Source organism: Algiphilus sp. (assembly GCF_023145115.1).
In the GTDB taxonomy this organism is placed as follows: Bacteria; Pseudomonadota; Gammaproteobacteria; order Nevskiales; family Nevskiaceae; genus Algiphilus.
The window spans coordinates 1-17,180 of sequence record NZ_JAGLEJ010000046.1 but is presented as its reverse complement, the minus strand read 5'-3'; the positions used below and the strand labels follow the sequence as shown (position 1 = coordinate 17,180).

Sequence of the window (17,180 nt, the reverse complement as noted above, 5' to 3'; positions counted from 1 at the left end):
ACCACGTCGTGGGACACGACCTTTTCGTGTGTGGCGCCTGCCTGCAGGCGCCGCGCCCACCGCGCTTCGCGCGCACCCTTATCCCCGCCCCTTCTCCCTGAGGGAGAAGGGAGAGTGGTCGGTGCGTCGTTCCGAAAGCCTTCTTCCCCGCCCTCGGGGGATAGGGTTGTGTGAGGGGGTGCCGGCACCAGCCGGCTGTGGCGCGAAGCGGGTAAGCCTAGAAGCGGTCGAGCAGCGCGAGCGCGGCTTCGAGCTCCTTGCGGATCTCGCGCAGTGCGGTGGGGAGGTCGTCGGCGTTGCCGGGGTGCGGGACCCCGCCCTTCAGCGCCGCGAATTCCTCCAGACGGTGGCGGGCACCGCTGATGGTGAAGCCCTCGTCGTACAGCAGGTGGCGAATGTTGCGGACGGTGTAGACGTCCTCGCGCTGGTAGTAGCGGCGGTTGCCGCGGCGCTTTGAGGGACGCAGCTGCGGGAATTCCTGCTCCCAGTAGCGCAGGACGTGCGGCTTGACCGCGCACAGGCGCGCGACCTCGCCGATCGCGAAGTAGCGCTTCTCCGGCACGGGCGGCAGGTGCTGTTCGTCCGTGGGGTGCTCGGCGGTGCGTGCCTGTTGGGTCAATGCTTATCCGTCCACGCGCAGGCGCAGCTTCTGGCCGGGCCTGAAGGTGACGACGCGGCGGGCGGAGATGGGAATCTCCTCGCCGGTCTTGGGGTTGCGGCCGGGACGCTGGGACTTGTCGCGGAGCTCGAAGTTGCCGAAGCCGGACAGCCGGACCGATTCCCCGTTCGCCAGCGTCTCGCTGAGCGTATCGAAGAAGAGGTCCACGATCTCCTTGGCCTCGCGCTTGTTCAGGCCGACATGGTCGTGCAGTGCTTCAGCAAGCTCCGCCTTCGTCAGTGCCACCGCTATCCCCGAATACGCGCACCCCACTGTCGACCAAGCACGTCGACGATCCCGTTCGTTGCCTGATCAACGAGCTCGTCGGTAAGCGTGCGCGAATGATCCTGAAATATCAAGCCCAAGGCTATGGCTTTGCTGCCATTTTTCACGCCCGGGCCGTGATACACGTCAAATACCACTACATCCTGCAATGTTTCGGGTGCATGCTCGCGGATCGTGCCGAGCAGATCCGCGCAGGGCAGACCGGCGTCGATCTCCAGCGAAAGGTCGCGGCGGCTGGACGGATATTCCGGCACGGATGGCTGCCAGGGCAGCACGCGACGGCGCAGCACCTCGGCGTCGAGCTCGAACAGCAGGATGCCCTCGGGCAGCTCCCATTCGGCGGCGAGCCCCGGATGCAGCTGCCCCATCCACCCCAGGACCGCACCGTCGCCGCGCAGCAGCCGTGCGCCGCGGCCGGGGTGCAGCGCCGGATGCGTGGCCGCCTCGGCCACCAGGTCGGGCACCAGTGCCTGCAGCTCGCCCTTGAGGTCGTGGAAGTCGGCCGCGCGCGCGACCGTGCCCCACTGCTCGGGCTCGACCGGGCCGAGCATCAGGCCGGCGAGGCATTCCGTCTCGCGCACGGTGGGATGGATCCCGGCCTCGGCTTCATAGACGCGCGCCAGCTCGAAGGCGCGCAGGCGCCGCGCCTGACGCGCGACGTTGTAGCGCGCCATCGGCAGCAGTCCGGACCAGAGCGTGGTGCGCATGCAGCTGTAGGGCGCGGCGATGGGGTTGTCCACCGGGATGCGGCTGGCATCCGGCCGGAGCGCGGCGTCGAGATCCGTCTCCACGAAGCTGTAGCACACCGCCTCCTGGAAACCGCGCGCAACCAGCGTGTCGCGCAGCGTGGCGTCGCGCAGCTGCGCCTCGGCCTGCGGGCGTGCGTCGATGCTGGCGGCGTAGGCCACATCCCCCACCCGATCGTAGCCGTACACGCGCGCGACTTCTTCAATGAGGTCGACCTCGCGGGCGATGTCGAAGCGCCAGCTCGGCGGCAGCACGCGCCAGCCCGCGTCCTCGGCATCGACCTGCATGCCGAGCGACTCCAGGATGCCCCGGGTGCGCTCGTCCGGAATCGAGACGCCCAGCAGCGCCGCGATGCGTTCGCGGCGCAGCATGATCGGCGTCGGCGTCCACACCGGATGCGCATCGACGCGCGCGATCCGCGCCGGACCGGCGACGCCGCCCGCCAACGCGACGATGAGCGCCGTGGCGCGCTCGAGGGCGCGCTCGGCGGCCGCGGGGTCGACACCGCGCTCGAAGCGATGCACGGCGTCGCTGTGCAGCTTGTGACGGCGACCGGTCCCGGCGACGGCCGCAGGCAGGAAGCAGGCCGACTCGAGGAATACGGTGCCGCTGTCGAGCCGCATCTCGGCATGCTCGCCGCCCATGACGCCGGCCAGTGCCACCGGCCGCGCATCATCGGCGATGACGAGTTCGCCGTGGTCGAGCGTGAGGTCCTGTTCGTTGAGCAGACGGAGGGTCTCGCCCGGCTGCGCCTGCCGCACCCGGATCGTGCCCTCCAGGCGCGCATCGTCGAAGGCGTGCAGCGGCTGCCCGCTCTCCAGCATGACCAGGTTGGTGATATCGACCACCAGCGACACGCTGCGCAAGCCGGCGCGGCGCAGACGCTCGCGCAGCCAGTCGGGCGTGCGGCGACGCGCGTCCACGCCCTCGATGCGTCGTCCGCAGTAGACCGGACAGAGCTCGCCGGCATCGATGGCGATGTCCCGCGATGCCGGACCGGCCGCAGTTGCGGCGTCGGGTCCGGCCGGATTGCCCGCGGCCGGGGTGCGCAGCGCGCAGTCGTCGTCGATGGCGGCGGCCTCGCGCGCGAGGCCGGCGACGCTCAGGCAGTCACCGCGATCGGGCGTCAGCTCGAAGAACAGGCCGGTATCGTCGAGCTTCAGCCACTCGGCCAGTGGCGTGCCGGGCACGGCATCGTCGTCCAGCGTCAGGAGACCACTGCTGGACTCGGCGAGACCGAGCTCGGCGGCGGAGCAGAGCATGCCGGCCGACGGCACGCCGCGCAGCTCGGTGGCAGCGATCGCCCGCCCGTCCGGCAGCACCGCACCCGGCCGCGCGAAGGCCGTGAGCAGCCCGGCGGCCGCGTTCTCGGCGCCGCAGACGACGCCGTGCAGTGCGCCGTCGCCGGCGTCCACCCGGCAGACACGCAGTCGGTCGGCCTCCGGATGCGGAGCAATCTCCGCGATGCGCGCAACCACGACGTCCTTCAGCACCGAGTCGGGGCACAGCGACTCGATTTCGCATTCGAGCCCGGCCAGCGTGAAGCGCTCGGCCAGGGCGTCGGCGTCGAGCGTGGTGTCGAGATGCTCGCGAAGCCATTGCATGCTCAGCCTCATGGCGCGGCTCCGAAAGCGGCCAGGAAACGGGTGTCGTTGGCGAAGAACTGGCGCAGGTCGTCGACGCCGTAGCGCAGCATCGCCAGACGCTCGACCCCCATGCCGAAGGCGTAACCGCTGTAGCGCTCCGGATCGATACCGACGCCCTCGAGCACGTTGGGGTGGACCATGCCGCAGCCGAGGATCTCCATCCAGCCGCGCTCGCCGCGGATGTCGACCTCGGCGGACGGCTCGGTGAAGGGGAAGTAGGACGGCCGGAAACGCACATCAACCTCTTTCTCGAAGAACTGCGTAATGAACTGTTTCAAATCGTATTGCAGGTGCTGGAACGTGACGCCTTCGGCCACGTACAGCCCCTCCACCTGATGGAACATCGGCGAGTGCGTGCGATCGAGGTCGACCCGGTAGACGCGCCCCGGGCAGATGATGCGTATCGGCGGCCGGCGCCCCTGCATGGTGCGGATCTGGACCGGCGAGGTATGCGTGCGCAGGACGTAGTCGCCGCCCTGCACGTAGAAGGTGTCCTGCATCGCGCGCGCCGGGTGGGCGGGCGGGATGTTGAGCGCCTCGAAGTTGTGGTAGTCGTCCTCGATCTCGGGGCCACGCTCGGTGGTGAAGCCGAGCCGCCCGAACAGGGCCTCCACCCGCGCGATGGTGCGGGTCAGCGGATGGGTCGCACCAACCGGCTGTCCGCGACCCGGCAGCGTGACGTCGATGCGCTCGGCCTGCAGGCGCTGCTCGGCCTCCTGGCGTTCGAGCACGGTGCGGCGCTCAGCCAGCGCATCCTGCACCGCCTGCTTGGCGCGATTGATCTCGGCCCCCGCGGTGCGGCGCTCGGCGTCGGGCAGCTGGCCGAGCTGCTTCAGCAAGCTGGTGAGACTGCCCTTCTTGCCGAGCAGCGACACGCGCAGCCGCTCGATGGCGTCGCTGTCCTGCGCATCGGCAATGTCGCGCCGGGCCTGCGCGACGATGGCCTCCACATCCTGTTGCATGTTCCTTCCCGAAATGAAAAAGGGAGTGGCGTGGGCCACTCCCTTTCGACTTCTCCGATTGCGGTAACGGGTTCGCGCGCGAGCGCGTCCGTCAGTCGAGAGCGGCCCTGGCCTGATTCACCAGCGCCGCAAAGGCCGGCTTGTCGTGCACGGCGACATCCGCCAGCACCTTGCGGTCGAGCGTCACGCCCGCCCGCTGCAGGCCGTTGATGAAACGGCTGTAGCTCAGGCCGTGCTCGCGCGCACCGGCGTTGATGCGCTGGATCCAGAGGGCGCGGAAGTCGCGCTTCTTGACCCGGCGATCGCGGTAGGCGTACTGCCCGGACTTGATGACCGCCTGCTTGGCAACCCGATAGACACGCGAGCGCGCGCCCTGGTAGCCCTTGGCCTGGTCGAGAACCTTCTTGTGACGGGCGCGGGCCGTCACACCCCGCTTGACTCGTGCCATTTCCGACGCTCCTTAGCTGTAGGGCAGCAGCTGCTTGGCCTCGCGGACATCCGAGGCATGCATGGTGCGCACCGTGCGCAGCTGGCGCTTCCGCTTGGGCGCCTTCTTGGTGAGGATGTGGCGCCGGTGCGAAGCGGCACGCTTGAAGCCGCCACCCCCCGTACGCTTGAAGCGCTTGGCAGCGCCCCGGTTGGTCTTCATCTTGGGCATGAAACTACCTCTCTTGCGTTTGACACCACCGCCGGCAGCACGTCGCGTGCATTTCGGGAGCCGGGGCGGCTTGTGGTACCGGGCCGCCTAGACGACCTGGCGCTTCTTGGGGGCGACGACCATGATCATCTGCCGCCCCTCGAGTTTGGGCATCTGTTCCACCTGCGCGATCTCGGCGATCTCTTCGCGAACACGCTCGTGGAGCTCGCGACCGATCTCGGGATGCGCCATCTCACGGCCGCGGAAACGAACCGTGACCTTGACCTTGTCGCCTTCCTCAAGGAAGCGCAGCACCGCGCGCATCTTGGTGTTGTAGTCGCCGGCATCCGTGTTGGGCCGGAACTTCACTTCCTTGACCTGGATCAGCTTCTGCTTCTTGCGTGCGGCCTGCTGGGCCTTGTCCTTCTGGTAGATGAACTTGCCGTAGTCCATGATCTTGCAGACCGGCGGGTCTGCATTGGGCGACACCTCGACGAGGTCGAGCTCGCTCTCACTGGCCTTGGCAAGTGCATCCCGCGTCAGCATGACGCCGATCTGTTCCCCGTCGGGACCGATGACGCGCACGCGCGGCGATGTGATATCGCCGTTTCGGCGGTCGTTGCGATCTTGCGCGATGGTGGTCTTCCTCTAGTGTTCGACGAAAAGCGACCGCGCACGCGCGACGCGCGCGGTCAAGGCGCGAAATTGTACTGAGCGCGTGGGCGCAGCGCAATCGCCGCGGCGCGGCGCTTCAAGCCGCCCTGGCCGTGCCGAGGAAGCCGTCGAGATGCGACTGCACGAGGTCCTGACAGATGCGGCGGCAGGCCTCCTGGTCGAAGCGCTCGCGTCCGGTCCACCATCGCAGCACGGCCTCGCAGCTCCCGATGGTGCCGATGGCGAACGGCCACGCCGTCTCCACTTCCGCTTCCGACGGCTCCGATGCCCCGTTGTTGCCGACCTGACCGCGCTTGACCTCCGCGAAGGTCCGGGCGATGAAGCTGCTCACCTTGTCGCGGATGCCGGTGATGTCGACGAGGCCGTCGGGCCCCATTCCCTCGTTGTAGATCACCGACCACGCCGCCCGCTGCGAGAACACGAAGTCCAGCAGCGCGTCGGTTCCGGTGCGCAGGCGCTTGCGGGCGTCAGGCTCGCTCATGAGCGCTTCGACGACCTTGATGATGTGGTCGCCGGCGCGCTCGATGGTCGCGCGGTACAGCCCTTCCTTGGAGCCGAAGTACGCGTAGAGCATCGGCTTGGTGACTTCGACGCGGGCTGCAATGTCGTCCATCGATGCGGCGTGGAATCCGCGTTCGCTGAACACCTCGGTCGCGGCATCCAGCATCTGGGGCTCGCGCACGGCGCGCGGGACGCGCTTGCGCTTCTTCGGTTTATCGTCCGAACGTTCAGTAGGTTGCATTGCGGGGGTTTGCGGTTGCGCCATTGATGGGCTGCTGGGTGCGGGGTTGGGGGGGGCCGCGACGTCCGTCCTGCTCAGCGGAATCGTCGCTCGTTCGCCTCAGCTATCACGGCAATATACTGCACGGTCGCGGAGCAGTGCCAGCCGGCCGTGTAGTAATTTTCGCGGTATCGTCGGTTGTTACCGAACTATTGGTTAATTCGTGTCTCAGCGCCGGAAGCGCCTGACCACTCAGGCATCCTGCGCGATGCGCCGTTCCTCGCCGACCTTCGCACCCAGCCCGCCGTCGTCGCAGTGGGCCCAGAGTTCCCGCCCGAATCGACTGAGCGCAACGCTGCCGTGCACCAGCTTGGGGCGGATGCGGGCCTGTCTCAGGCGTTCGAGCTCGCGCGTGACCACCGTGCTGGCGAGCAGACTCCCCTGGTAGGCCTTGCTTTCGGCCGTGGGGGCGCCCTCCACGACCAACCCCTTGTCGACCATCCGGCCGAGGTAGTGCCCGATGCGATCCGGCAACCGGACGTCCGCTTCATCACCCAGCGTGCTCAGATAGCCGGCGACCCGCTCCGACGGCCCCGCCAAGCGGTTTCCGGTCGCATTGATGTGGAGGATCGCCCGTGACTTTCCATCGGACAGTGCGGCCATCAGGCGAGCCTCGTCCGGCGTCAGTTCGCGCAGCGTCGCGGTGAACAGGTACTCGCGCGCATCGTGCTCGTCCTGTCGGGCGGCGATGGCGAGCAGATCGGACAGCAGGCGCTGCGGCGGCTCGTGCACCGGCACGTAGAACGCGCGCTGCGTCCGCTGCGTGCGCTCGGCGCCTTCCCGGCTGCCGCCACTGCTGCCGCTCTCGCCCCCGCCGCGTGCACGCTGCATGCGTTCGCCCAGGCCGGTGAGCACGCGCTCCTCGATGGCGCGCGCGCGGCGCTCCATCGCATTGACGACCGGAATGCGCCGTCCGACCTGCCCCATGTAGCGGCCGACCGCGACCAGTCCCGACGGCAGCGGCGGCGGCTCGTTGCCGTCACCGGGCTTGCGGTTGCGGGTGTCTCTCGGCTTGGCGCTGCTGGTGGAAACCGATCGTTCTGCCATCGTGGATCATCCTCGAGCGCGCCGCGCGCGCGTTCGCTTGCCGGGCCCGGCGTCTGCGGGCCACTCTGCCACCGCGCCATGGCGATTGATAGCGCTGCGCACGACGCGATCGCACACCGCATCCGGTGTCGGTCAGGGCATCGGGCGCCGGTAGAAACCGGTGCGGCCGGTCATCAGGAGCTCGCCGTCCAGGGCGATGACGTCGGCGATGGGCTGGCCGGTCGGACTTTCTATGGCCTCGATGCCGGCGCTGTCGACCGAACCCGCCACCACCGTGCCGTCGACGCCGGCGAGCACCATGCGACCGTCTCCGATCAGGGTGCCGCCGAACAGGCTCTCCACGACCGGGTTGTCGAACGCCTTCCAGCCCATGCGCGCAAGCGCCTGCGGGTCGGTCACGCTCTCGTTTATGAAGGGGTCGTAGGCCATCGGATCGTCCAGCGTGCTGAGCTCGCGGGCATCGACCGCCTTGTACACCTTGCCCTGCAGGCCGAAGAACACCGCGCCGTGCTCGCCGGCCGGCAGCACACCGAAATAGGATCCGATGTACGGCGGCTCGAGCATCTCCCAGCTGGCGCCATCATCGAGCGACCGCGCGAGAAAGCCGCGCTCACCGGCGATCAGCAGTGTCCCGTCGGGCAGGCGCTCGATCTCGTAGAGATGAAAGCCGGTATCGAACACCGGGTTCTCGACCGCCTCCCAGGTCGCGCCACCGTCTGCGGTCCGCATCATGCGCCCGTTGGCACCGGTGACCACGCCGCGTTCCGGGGTATCGAACAGCACGTCGTAGAACGGCTTGCCCCAGTCTGCGTCGAAGTGGCTCAGCGACCAGGACTCGCCGCCGTCTGTGCTGCGCAGCACGCTCCCGTCGTGACCGACGGCCCAGCCGTGGTCGGCATCCACGAACTCGACGCGCGTGAGCATCGCGCGCACGGGCCCCTGGACCTGGCGCCACTCGGTACCGTCATCGGAGAGCAGGATGTGGCCGCGCTCGCCCACCGCGACCAGCCGCTCCCCGGCGCGCGTGACGTCGTTGACGATCGCCTTGTCGGCCAGCGGCATCATCTCCGACGGCTGCGCGTCGCGCGCGCCGTCATCGCCCTGGGCCGATGCAACCCCGGCTGCCAGCGCCAGTGCCGCCGCGCTCAGCCCCTTCCGCATGTCGAAGCTCACCATGGACGCCTCCCCTGTCAGCCCTTGTCTTGCTCGGTATCGGCCGCGCCCGCCATGAGGTCCTGGCCGCTGTGCTTGAGCTCCTCGCGGGAGAGGAAGCGGGCCAGTGCCGGCAGGACGAGGATGGCGCCGAACATGTTGGCGGTGAACATGTACACCAGCATGATGCCCATGTCCGCCTGGAACTGGAGTTCGGACAGCAGCCAGGTGCTGACGCCGAGCCCGAGCGCTATGCCGGTGAACACCACTGCCTTGCCGGTCTTGCGCAGCGTCTGGTAATAGGCTTCTTCCAGGGACAGTCCGCGCCGGAGGCCGTCGGCGAGCTGCGCGTAGATGTAGATGCCGTAGTCCACGCCGATGCCCACCGCAAGGGCGATCACCGGCAGGGTGGCGACCTTCATGCCGATGCCGAGACTGGCCATTACCCCGTAGGCGGAGATCGAGACCAGCGACAGCGGCACTGCCACGCAGAGGACGCCGGATACGGTGCGGAACGACAGCCACAGGAAGACGAGCACCACGGCATAAACCCAGAGGACGATCTCGACCTCCTTGTCCTTGACCACCTCGTTGGTTGCCGCCATGACGCCGACGTTGCCGGACGCAAGACGGAAGTCGATGCGATCGGTGCTCTTGTCGTTCTCGCGGAATGCCTTGACCTCCGCGACCAGCTTGTTGATGGTCGACGCCGAGTGGTCGCGCGTGAACAGGAATATGTTGAGCGCGCTGCAATCCTTGTTGAGCATGCCGGAACTGGTCGGCACCAGCGCCGTGGCCTGCGCCAGCGCGTACTGGTTGCGCGGCACCACCTGCGCGTTGAGGCGACCTTCCGACAGACCGGCATATGCCAGCTTCGAGAGGTCCATGAGCGTCATGGTTTCACGGACTTCCGGGAGATTCTTCATGTGCCAGGCGAAGCGATCGATCTCGGCCATGAGCTCGTAGTCGATGCAGGCGTCCTCTTCGGTCTCGGCGATGACGTTGAGCTGGTCGAGCCCGAGCCCGAAGTTGCCGGCGATGAAGCGTGCGTCCTGGTTGAAGCGCGAGTCCGGCCGCAGCTCGGGCTGGCCCTCGCCCACCGTGCCGATCTGCAGCTTGGGATACATGTAGACACTCCAGCCGAGCACCAGCGCACCGACCAGCAGCGTGACGACCGCCACCGGCGTGCGCGTGAAGTGCCGGGCGATGAAGCGCCAGACGCCGTCACCGATGGCATTGCGACGCTCCTGCTTGCGCTGGAAGCCTTCCGGATCCCGGATCGGCGTCACCGTCAGCAGGATCGGCATCAGCGCCTTGTTGGTGATGATGATCGCGGCAATGCCGAAGGCCGCGTTCAGCGACATCTCGCGGATGACGTCGATGTTGATCAGGTAGATGGTCAGGAAGCCGGCCGTATCGGTGATCAGCGCGATCGTTCCCGGAATCGCGAGCCGCCGGAAGGTCGCCAGCGATGCGCGGTAGCTGGACAGCCCGGAGGCCGCTTCCGCGGCCCAGCCGTTGACGTACTGAACGCCGTGCGAGACCGATACCGCGAGCACCAGGAAGGGCACGAGGATGGCAAAGGGATCCAGGCCGAAGCCGACCAGATTGAGCAGACCCATTTCCCATATCACCGCCGCCACCGAGCACACCAGCGGCAGCATGCCGAGCAGGAACGACCCGACATAGAGCCAGAGCAGGAGCCCGGTCATGACCAGGGTGAGCGCGAAGAACGCCACCACCTCGGTCGAGGCGTCGGTCATGTCATCGACCACCTTCGCGAAGCCGATGATGTGAACGGTGGTGTTCTCGTCCTCGAACTGCGCGCGGATGTCCTCCAGCTGCTGTCCGACCGCCGTGTAATCGATGGCCTCGCCGGTCACGGGGTCCTTCTCAAGCAGTTCCGCGACCACCATCGCCGAGCGCTGATCCTCCGATACCAGCCGGCCGATGATGTTGGCCTTGGAGACGTTGGAGCGCAGCTGCTTCATCATCTCCTCGGTGGGCGCGTAGTCGGCCGGCACCACCGTCGAGCCGGACAGCCCCGTGGGCTGCACCTCCACGTAGAGGATGTTGGGCGTGAACATCGAGCTCACGCGCTCGCGCTGCACCCCGGGAATGAAGAAGATCTCGTCGGTGAGCTTGCGCAGCTTCTCCATGAAGTCGGGCTCGTAGATGTCGCCCTCTTCGTTATGGATCGCCACCAGGATGCGATTGGCGCCGCCGAATTCCTCGTAGTATTCGAGGAAGGTCTCCATGTACGGGTGTTCCTTGGGGACCATCTTCAGCCACCCGGCATTGGGCTGAAGCTGCGAAGCCTGCCAGGCCAGAAACGCCGTGATCGCCAGCAGAATGGCCAGCGTGATCCAGCGAGCCCCGAATATCGCCGGCTCGACGATCTTGAGAATGCGTTGCGTCGCGCTCATGCCCTCCCCCTATGAACCTCGACGGCGCCCCGGGCGCGGAAGCGCCGGGCCGCCGGTACCGCCGCGCGGCGTCTCGCCGCGCACAAGGCCCGGGTCCGTCGCACACGGACCCGGGCCGGCCAGATGTGGCGAACGCCCCCCGCGGCCGCTAGCGGCGCGCGCGGCGCTTGAGCGCCGACGGCCCGAAGTAGCCGTCGCGATACTCGATCTTCCAGTCGGTGATCTTGCCCTCGTTCGACATCGCGGTGACGAAATAGCGGCCGCTCTTCAGGTCGTAGATGACCTCGGGTGCGGTCGTGGTCGTGGGCACGAAGGGCGCGGTGATCGGATGCCCTTCCTGGAAGCGCCAGAGCTCTCCGCGCTGGTCGTAGTTGTCGACCGCCACGATGCCCCAGGAGTCCTCGTCGACGTAGAACACGCGACGACCGAACTGGTGGCGTGTGCCGTCGCGCAATGTCGCTTCCACGACCCATACGCGGTGCAGCTCATAGCGCGCCATGCCCTGGTTGATGTGGCCCTTGCCGACGATGTCCTCGTACTCGGCCACCGGATTGTTCATCAGGTAGGAGTTGTACGGGATGTACATCTCGCGCTTGCCCAGCAGCTTCCAGGTGTAGCGGTCCAGAGCGCCGTTGAACATGTTGATCTGGTCGTTGAACTGAAGACCGTCCGACCCGATGGAGGGGTTGTCGTAGCCCACGTCCGGCGCGCGGTTCACGCGGCCGAGCCCCGGGTTGTAGAGCCAGGCGTTGCGGCCCGAAGTGCCCTTTCCGAAGATCTCGTGCACCAGCGTGAACTGGCCAGCCACGCGGGGCGGCGAGATGGTCTCCTGCAGGTAGTAGGCGATGATCTCGTTGTCACGCCCCTCGCCCTTCGCCAGATTGGCGTACTCGAAGCCGACGTCCTCGATGATCTGGGTGATCTCGAAGCTGCCGTCGGCGTCGACCACCGCCTGATCGTTGTAGCGGCGGGCAGTCGAACCGCGGAACTTGAGCTTGTGGTTCCAGATGACCTCCGCGCCGCTCTGGGGAATCGGGAACGGGAAGCCCAGCTTGTGGCCCGAAATGCCGTCGGTGCCCTCGAGCGTGGCGCGTGTGGCGTTGGCCTTGGTGGCTTCGTAGATTTCTTCCGGGTAGAAGGCGGTGCGGACCGTCGGATAGACGACCATCTCATAGCTGGGATACAGCTCGAAGAGCTTCTTGTAGCCCTCGGTGAGCTTGTCGGCGTGCTCCTTGTAGTTCTCCGCGGTGATGGTGAGCCGCGGCTGCAGGTTGTCGACACCGATCTGCGTGACGAGGTTGTTGAGATCCGGCTCCATCCCGGCGGCCTTGGTGAGGTCGTCGACATCGGTCAGCAGGTTGAGCTCGGCGTTCTCCTCGCCGAAGGCGACGATGCGCTGGCGGATCTCCTCGAGACCGTCCGGCGTCAGGTTGCGCTGCTCCTCGTTGAAGGCATCGGGCCCCACCAGCGGCGGGATGGTGCCTTCGGCGTTGCCGTCGGGGTTGGCACCGACCTTGGTCAGCTCGCTGCCGAGCTTGGCCGCCTCGGCCTCGCTCACCTTTGCGTGCGCCACCGGCATGAGCAGGAAAGCCGCGGCAATGAAGGCCGCGGGACTGGCTCCGAGTCTGTCTCGCATCGAGGATCTCCGTTCGCACAGCCGCTGTGACATCGATGAGCGGCTCGTTTACATGGAAATTGTTACTGGGCGCCGAATTAAACACGAACGCCGGTGATCGCCGCAAGCCGGCCCGTGACATCGGACGGGCCGCATCCCGCACGAACCGGCCGGTGACGTCGCTGGTTGTAGCACAAGATTACTTGACTTAGCATTCGCCGCCACGTGTGGATGTCAACGTCAATACACGCACGGTCACAACATTCCTATGGGGGAGCTCCCGGTGCAGAGTACCAACCGCCTGCCGTCATTTCGCCTCCTGCTGCTCGCCGCTGCCGGACTCTGCCTCACCCCGGCCGCACAGGCGCTGAACTTCGAGCTCGGCGATGCGCGTGTCTCCTTCAACAATCGCGCGCTCCTGGGCGGCGCGGTCCGCATCGAGGACCGCGCCACCGAGACCATCGGCAAGCTCAACGTGACCCCCGACCTGTGCCCGGACGACTGCATCTCGTTCACCGGCGAGCAGGAGCCCAACCAGCGGCTCGTGGACGCGCCGGGCGCCTTCCTCGGCAGCCTCTACGACGACGGCACGCTCCACTACGACCAATGGGACCTGGTCAGCGGTCAGGCGCGCCTGGAGAGCGAGCTCGGCGTGCAGTGGGGCGAGCTCTCGATGAAGGTGTCGAGCATCGCCTTCTACGACGAGATCAACAACAACTTCACGGAGACCAATCCCGACACCGCCTTCCAGCCGGCGCGCGTGCGCCGCGCGGCTCCGGTCATCGACCGCGTCGGCACGGACTTCGATATCCAGGAGGCCTTCGTCTCCTACCCGCTGGAGATCGGTGACTACTACGTGCAGCTCTCGGTGGGCGAACAGCGCGTGCGCTGGGGGGAGTCCACCTTCGTCGCGCTGGGCAGCCTCGACCAGCTCAATCCGCCCAACGAGAACCGCCTGAACTTCCCGGGCTCCGAAATCGCCAGCGTGTTCGAGCCGACCGGTCTCGCGGTCGCGAGCACCGACCTGACGACCAACCTCAGCGTCGAGCTCGTGTATCAATACGACTGGGAACCCGCGCAACCGGCCGCATCGGGCAGCTTCTACTCGGTCAACGACATCGCCGGCGGCGGCGACTACGCCACCGTCAGCCTCGGCCAGTTCTCGGAGGACCCCGAGTTCGTGGGCACCTTCAAGGGACCGATTCCGCGGCTGGTCTCCAGCACGCCGCTGAACGTGCCGGTGGACTCTCAGATCGGCAAGGCCGAGGACGGCGGCCAGTACGGTGCGAAGGTCACCTACTTCGCCGAGAACTTCAATGGCGGCACCGAGCTCAGCTTCTATGCGCTGAACTATCACAGCCGCCTGCCCTATGCGAGCACATTCGCCGCCGATCGATCCTGCCTGCGCGACGCGCCGCTGGGCGGACTCCCCAGCACGGGTGACCTGCCCTTCATCGGCGATCTGCTGGGCGCGCTGGGCAATCTGGTGCCGGGTATCACGCTCGACGATCTGAGCGCGGAGGCCGTGGGCGGCCTGCTGGCGTGCGGCGGTGGCAACGGCAGCAGCGCGCTCGGCCAGACCCTGGCGACGATCATCCCGGGCCAGAGCCGCGAGCCGCTGCCCATCGGCACGCTGCGTCCCTTCCTGGAATACCCGGAGGACATCCACATGTTCGGAACGTCCTTCAACACCCAGGTGGGCGCCTGGTCGCTGGCCGGCGAGTACGTCTTCCACCCGAACCTGCCGCTGCAGGTGTCCCTGGTGGACGTGATCTTCGCGGGCCTGCAGCCCGCCCTGCCCGAGAACGACCTCAACCTGCTCATCGCCCAGGTCCCGAGCGCCCGAAACGCGGTGCCGGACTTCCTGCAGACGCGCTACCGCAACCAGCCGGTGGAAGCCAATCAGCGCATCGCCGGCTACACGCGGGAGAAGGTGCATCAGCTCGACCTGACGGGCATCCGCATCTTCTCGAGCAGCAACTGGATCGGCGCCGATCAGATCATCCTGCTGACCGAGCTCGGCATGACCTACGTGCAGGACATGGCCGGGCTCGACGAGCTGCAGTACGAAGGCGGCGGCCCGAACTGCACGCACTTCAGCCCCGGCGCCGACGGCACCGGCGCGGACGGCGTGCCCGACTCCCGGCGCCTGAACCCAACGCAGTCCACCGACTGCTTCGCCGACGACTTTTCGACCGGCTACCGCATCTTCATCCGGCCGCAGTACAACAATGCCCTGTTCGGATGGACCTACACGCCGATCCTGGGCTTCTTCCACGACGTGTACGGTGTCTCGCCATCGCCGCTGCAGAACTTCGTCGAGGATCAGATCGAGGTACTGGTGGGCACGGATATCGAGTTCTTCCAGGGCTTCCAGGCCCAGGTCCTCTACCAGGGACAGTTCGGCAGTGGCGACCGCGTCAGCCTGGTGCAGGACCGCGACAACATCTCGTTCTCGATCGAGTACAACTTCTGAGCCGGGCGATCAGCGCTCCCTGCGCCCGTCGCCCGGGCTCAGCACATAGGTGGGCACGGGGTCGCTGAGTCCCTTCACGTAGCGACGCAACGGCTTGCTGCGCGGCGTTTCCCCGGCCAGCTGCAGCGTGTCGGCATCGACCCGGATCTCGCCGTCGCGTGCGCGATCGCAGAGCCGTGCCGCGAGGTTGACGGCGGGGCCGACGGCAACGTACTCGAACCGTGCGCGGTGCCCGACGATGCCCACCGCCACCTCGCCGGTGGCCACGCCCACACCCAGCCCCAGGCGATTGTGGTACCGCTTGACCACGGGCCTGGTGTGGGTCTGCAGACGACGGGCGAGCTGCAGCGCCCGGCTGGCGTGGTCCTCCATCGCCACCGGCGCGCCCAGCACGATCAGCGCGCCGTCGCCGGCGAGATCCTTGATGGTGCCACCGTGACGGGCGGACGCCATCCCGACCGCGGCGTAGAAGTCGCGCAGCAGGCGGAGCACGGTCTCCGGCGGAACGCCGTGCGCATAGGCTGTGAAGCCGCGGATGTCGACGCACACCACGGACACGCGCACGCGATGCCTGCGCATGGCCTGACGCAGCCCGCGCGTGCGCACCAGCTCCGCCACCTGGGGAGCCATGAAGCGGGACATGAACTGGTTGCGAGCGCCCTGGACCATGAAGTAGCGCAGCGCACCGAACAGGAACACGACCTCCGCCAGCGCGACCACCACCGGCGCCCAGTCCAGCGGCACGACATACGCCAGCCCCAGCAGTGGCAGGACGATGAGCAGTGAGATGACGCGCCCCGCCTCGGCCTTGTCGGGTCGCTGACGCAGCATCTGGAGGCTGGCCCAGATGATGAGCGCGACCGCGGTCGTGGGCAGCGTCGCGAACAGCCAGAACCACGGCGACAGCAGCCATTCGCCCTCGAATGCGCCGAGCAGGTGCTGGATGCGCCGCGCCGGAAAGACCGCGGCGAGCAGACCGTAGAGGCCGATCGCCAACTCGGCGTAGCGCGAGGGCCCCAGTCGCGGTGGCACCACTTCGGAGCGCTCGCTGGCCGTGCGGCTGACCCGGATGCCCCATTCAACGCCGCATATGAAGGCCAGCGCCTCCACGAAGCCCGCCAGTCGCGCCCACCACGGGAGCGCGTCCACCGGAAGGACGATCAGGTGCGCATTGAGGGCGATCGAGCCACCCGCCGCCATCAGCGCGGATGCCATCCACCGGCTGGACGGAGTGGCCCAGTCGGAGACCAGGAAGGCCAGCCCGATGCCCGCCGCGATGATCGCGGCGACGAAGAGTCCGCTGTTGGCCGCGGCGAGACTGGCGACGAGCTGATCCACCCCGACCTAGAACTGCGTCATGCGGTCCGCCTGGAGGATCTCGATCCAGTAGCCGTCCGGATCGCGGATGAAGGCGATATGCCGCATCCTGCCGTCCTCCGGACGCTTCACGAAGGGCACGCCCTCGGCGTCGAAGGCCGCCACCGCCCGCTCGAGGTCCGGCACCGACATGCAGATGTGGCCGAAGCCCTGCGGCTCGCGGTTGCCGTCGTGATAGGCGAAACCGGCGTCGTTCTCGGTGCCCCAGTTGTGCGTGAGCTCGAGAACGCCGCGCTGACGGAACAGCCAGTCGGCGCGCTCCGGCCCCTCGGGCGGCGCCGCCTCGGCGACGGGACCATCGACCAGGAAGAACAGCGTGAACCGCCCCTCCTCGAAATCCAGCCGGTGCATCAGCTTCATGCCCATGACGCGCTCGTAGAAATCCAGCGAGACGTCGGGATCCTTCACGCGCAGCATGGTGTGGTTGAACACGTAACGTTCCGCTGACATCGCCTCTCCCGTTGGCCGGCACTGGAATTCGGTGGAGAGTATGCCTCGGCACCCCCTCCGTCTGCGCGATTGTCGGCGCCTCCGGGATCAGCGTCACACCGCTGGCGACGGATACAATGACGCATGCGGCATGCCGCTGGACCATGGCGTGCCGGGCTGGCTCGGTGAAGCCCGTGGCGGTTTCCGGAGCGGTGGCAGAGTGGGCGACCGGCGACCGACGCGCCAGCGGCAAGTCGCAGCGCCGCG

15 protein-coding genes are annotated in these 17,180 nt (G+C 67.4%); 1 reads left to right on the top strand and 14 read right to left on the bottom strand.

Features of this window, described 5'->3' with window-relative positions:
• Positions 1 to 217 precede the first annotated feature (217 nt).
• The 12 genes from KAH28_RS17490 to KAH28_RS15660 form a co-directional block, all read right to left on the bottom strand.
• On the bottom strand, positions 218 to 619 hold the full coding sequence (locus KAH28_RS17490; protein WP_366918213.1) for a MerR family transcriptional regulator: 402 nt from the start codon (positions 617 to 619) through the stop codon (positions 218 to 220).
• A 3-nt stretch (positions 620 to 622) separates the two neighbouring features.
• On the bottom strand, positions 623 to 904 hold the full coding sequence (locus tag KAH28_RS15710) for an integration host factor subunit alpha (protein WP_290578248.1): 282 nt from the start codon (positions 902 to 904) through the stop codon (positions 623 to 625).
• Positions 905 to 906: 2 nt separating this feature from the next.
• Positions 907 to 3,306 carry a phenylalanine--tRNA ligase subunit beta gene (pheT, locus tag KAH28_RS15705; protein WP_290578246.1) on the bottom strand — a complete coding sequence of 800 codons (2,400 nt, stop codon included), beginning with the start codon at positions 3,304 to 3,306 and terminating at the stop codon, positions 907 to 909.
• Positions 3,303 to 4,298 (bottom strand): phenylalanine--tRNA ligase subunit alpha, encoded by a 996-nt coding sequence (gene pheS / locus KAH28_RS15700; protein ID WP_290578244.1) that lies wholly within the window; start codon positions 4,296 to 4,298, stop codon positions 3,303 to 3,305. Before pheS ends, pheT begins: the two co-directional genes overlap by 4 nt.
• Positions 4,299 to 4,389: 91 nt before the next feature.
• Positions 4,390 to 4,746 (bottom strand): 50S ribosomal protein L20, encoded by a 357-nt coding sequence (gene rplT / locus KAH28_RS15695; protein ID WP_290578242.1) that lies wholly within the window; start codon positions 4,744 to 4,746, stop codon positions 4,390 to 4,392.
• Between the two features lie 12 nt (positions 4,747 to 4,758).
• Positions 4,759 to 4,956, bottom strand: coding sequence for a 50S ribosomal protein L35 (gene rpmI, locus KAH28_RS15690; protein WP_290578240.1), 198 nt, complete (start codon positions 4,954 to 4,956; stop codon positions 4,759 to 4,761).
• An 87-nt stretch (positions 4,957 to 5,043) separates the two neighbouring features.
• Complete coding sequence (gene infC, locus KAH28_RS15685) at positions 5,044 to 5,571, bottom strand: translation initiation factor IF-3 (protein ID WP_290578250.1); 528 nt, start codon at positions 5,569 to 5,571, stop codon at positions 5,044 to 5,046.
• 115 nt (positions 5,572 to 5,686) lie between these two features.
• Entirely contained in the window at positions 5,687 to 6,277 is a 591-nt protein-coding gene (locus KAH28_RS15680; protein ID WP_290578238.1) for a TetR/AcrR family transcriptional regulator, read from the bottom strand.
• A 306-nt stretch (positions 6,278 to 6,583) separates the two neighbouring features.
• A complete protein-coding gene (locus KAH28_RS15675; protein WP_290578236.1) occupies positions 6,584 to 7,438 on the bottom strand; it encodes an Abi-alpha family protein in 855 nt (284 codons plus the stop codon).
• A gap of 132 nt (positions 7,439 to 7,570) precedes the next feature.
• Positions 7,571 to 8,614 (bottom strand): YCF48-related protein, encoded by a 1,044-nt coding sequence (locus tag KAH28_RS15670; protein ID WP_290578234.1) that lies wholly within the window; start codon positions 8,612 to 8,614, stop codon positions 7,571 to 7,573.
• 14 nt (positions 8,615 to 8,628) lie between these two features.
• Positions 8,629 to 11,016, bottom strand: a complete 2,388-nt coding sequence (locus tag KAH28_RS15665) for an efflux RND transporter permease subunit (protein ID WP_290578232.1) — start codon at positions 11,014 to 11,016, stop codon at positions 8,629 to 8,631.
• A 148-nt stretch (positions 11,017 to 11,164) separates the two neighbouring features.
• Entirely contained in the window at positions 11,165 to 12,595 is a 1,431-nt protein-coding gene (locus KAH28_RS15660; RefSeq protein WP_366918214.1) for a DUF1329 domain-containing protein, read from the bottom strand.
• Positions 12,596 to 12,914: 319 nt separating this feature from the next.
• Here KAH28_RS15660 and KAH28_RS15655 point away from each other — a divergent pair, with 319 nt between their 5' ends.
• Positions 12,915 to 15,107, top strand: a complete 2,193-nt coding sequence (locus tag KAH28_RS15655; protein WP_290578229.1) for a DUF1302 family protein — start codon at positions 12,915 to 12,917, stop codon at positions 15,105 to 15,107.
• A gap of 9 nt (positions 15,108 to 15,116) precedes the next feature.
• Here the strand turns inward: KAH28_RS15655 and KAH28_RS15650 are convergent, their stop codons facing one another.
• Positions 15,117 to 16,445 carry an adenylate/guanylate cyclase domain-containing protein gene (locus tag KAH28_RS15650; protein ID WP_290578228.1) on the bottom strand — a complete coding sequence of 443 codons (1,329 nt, stop codon included), beginning with the start codon at positions 16,443 to 16,445 and terminating at the stop codon, positions 15,117 to 15,119.
• A 6-nt stretch (positions 16,446 to 16,451) separates the two neighbouring features.
• Positions 16,452 to 16,934: a lactoylglutathione lyase gene (gene gloA, locus KAH28_RS15645; RefSeq protein WP_290578227.1), complete on the bottom strand. Its 483-nt coding sequence runs from the start codon at positions 16,932 to 16,934 to the stop codon at positions 16,452 to 16,454.
• Positions 16,935 to 17,180 lie beyond the last annotated feature (246 nt).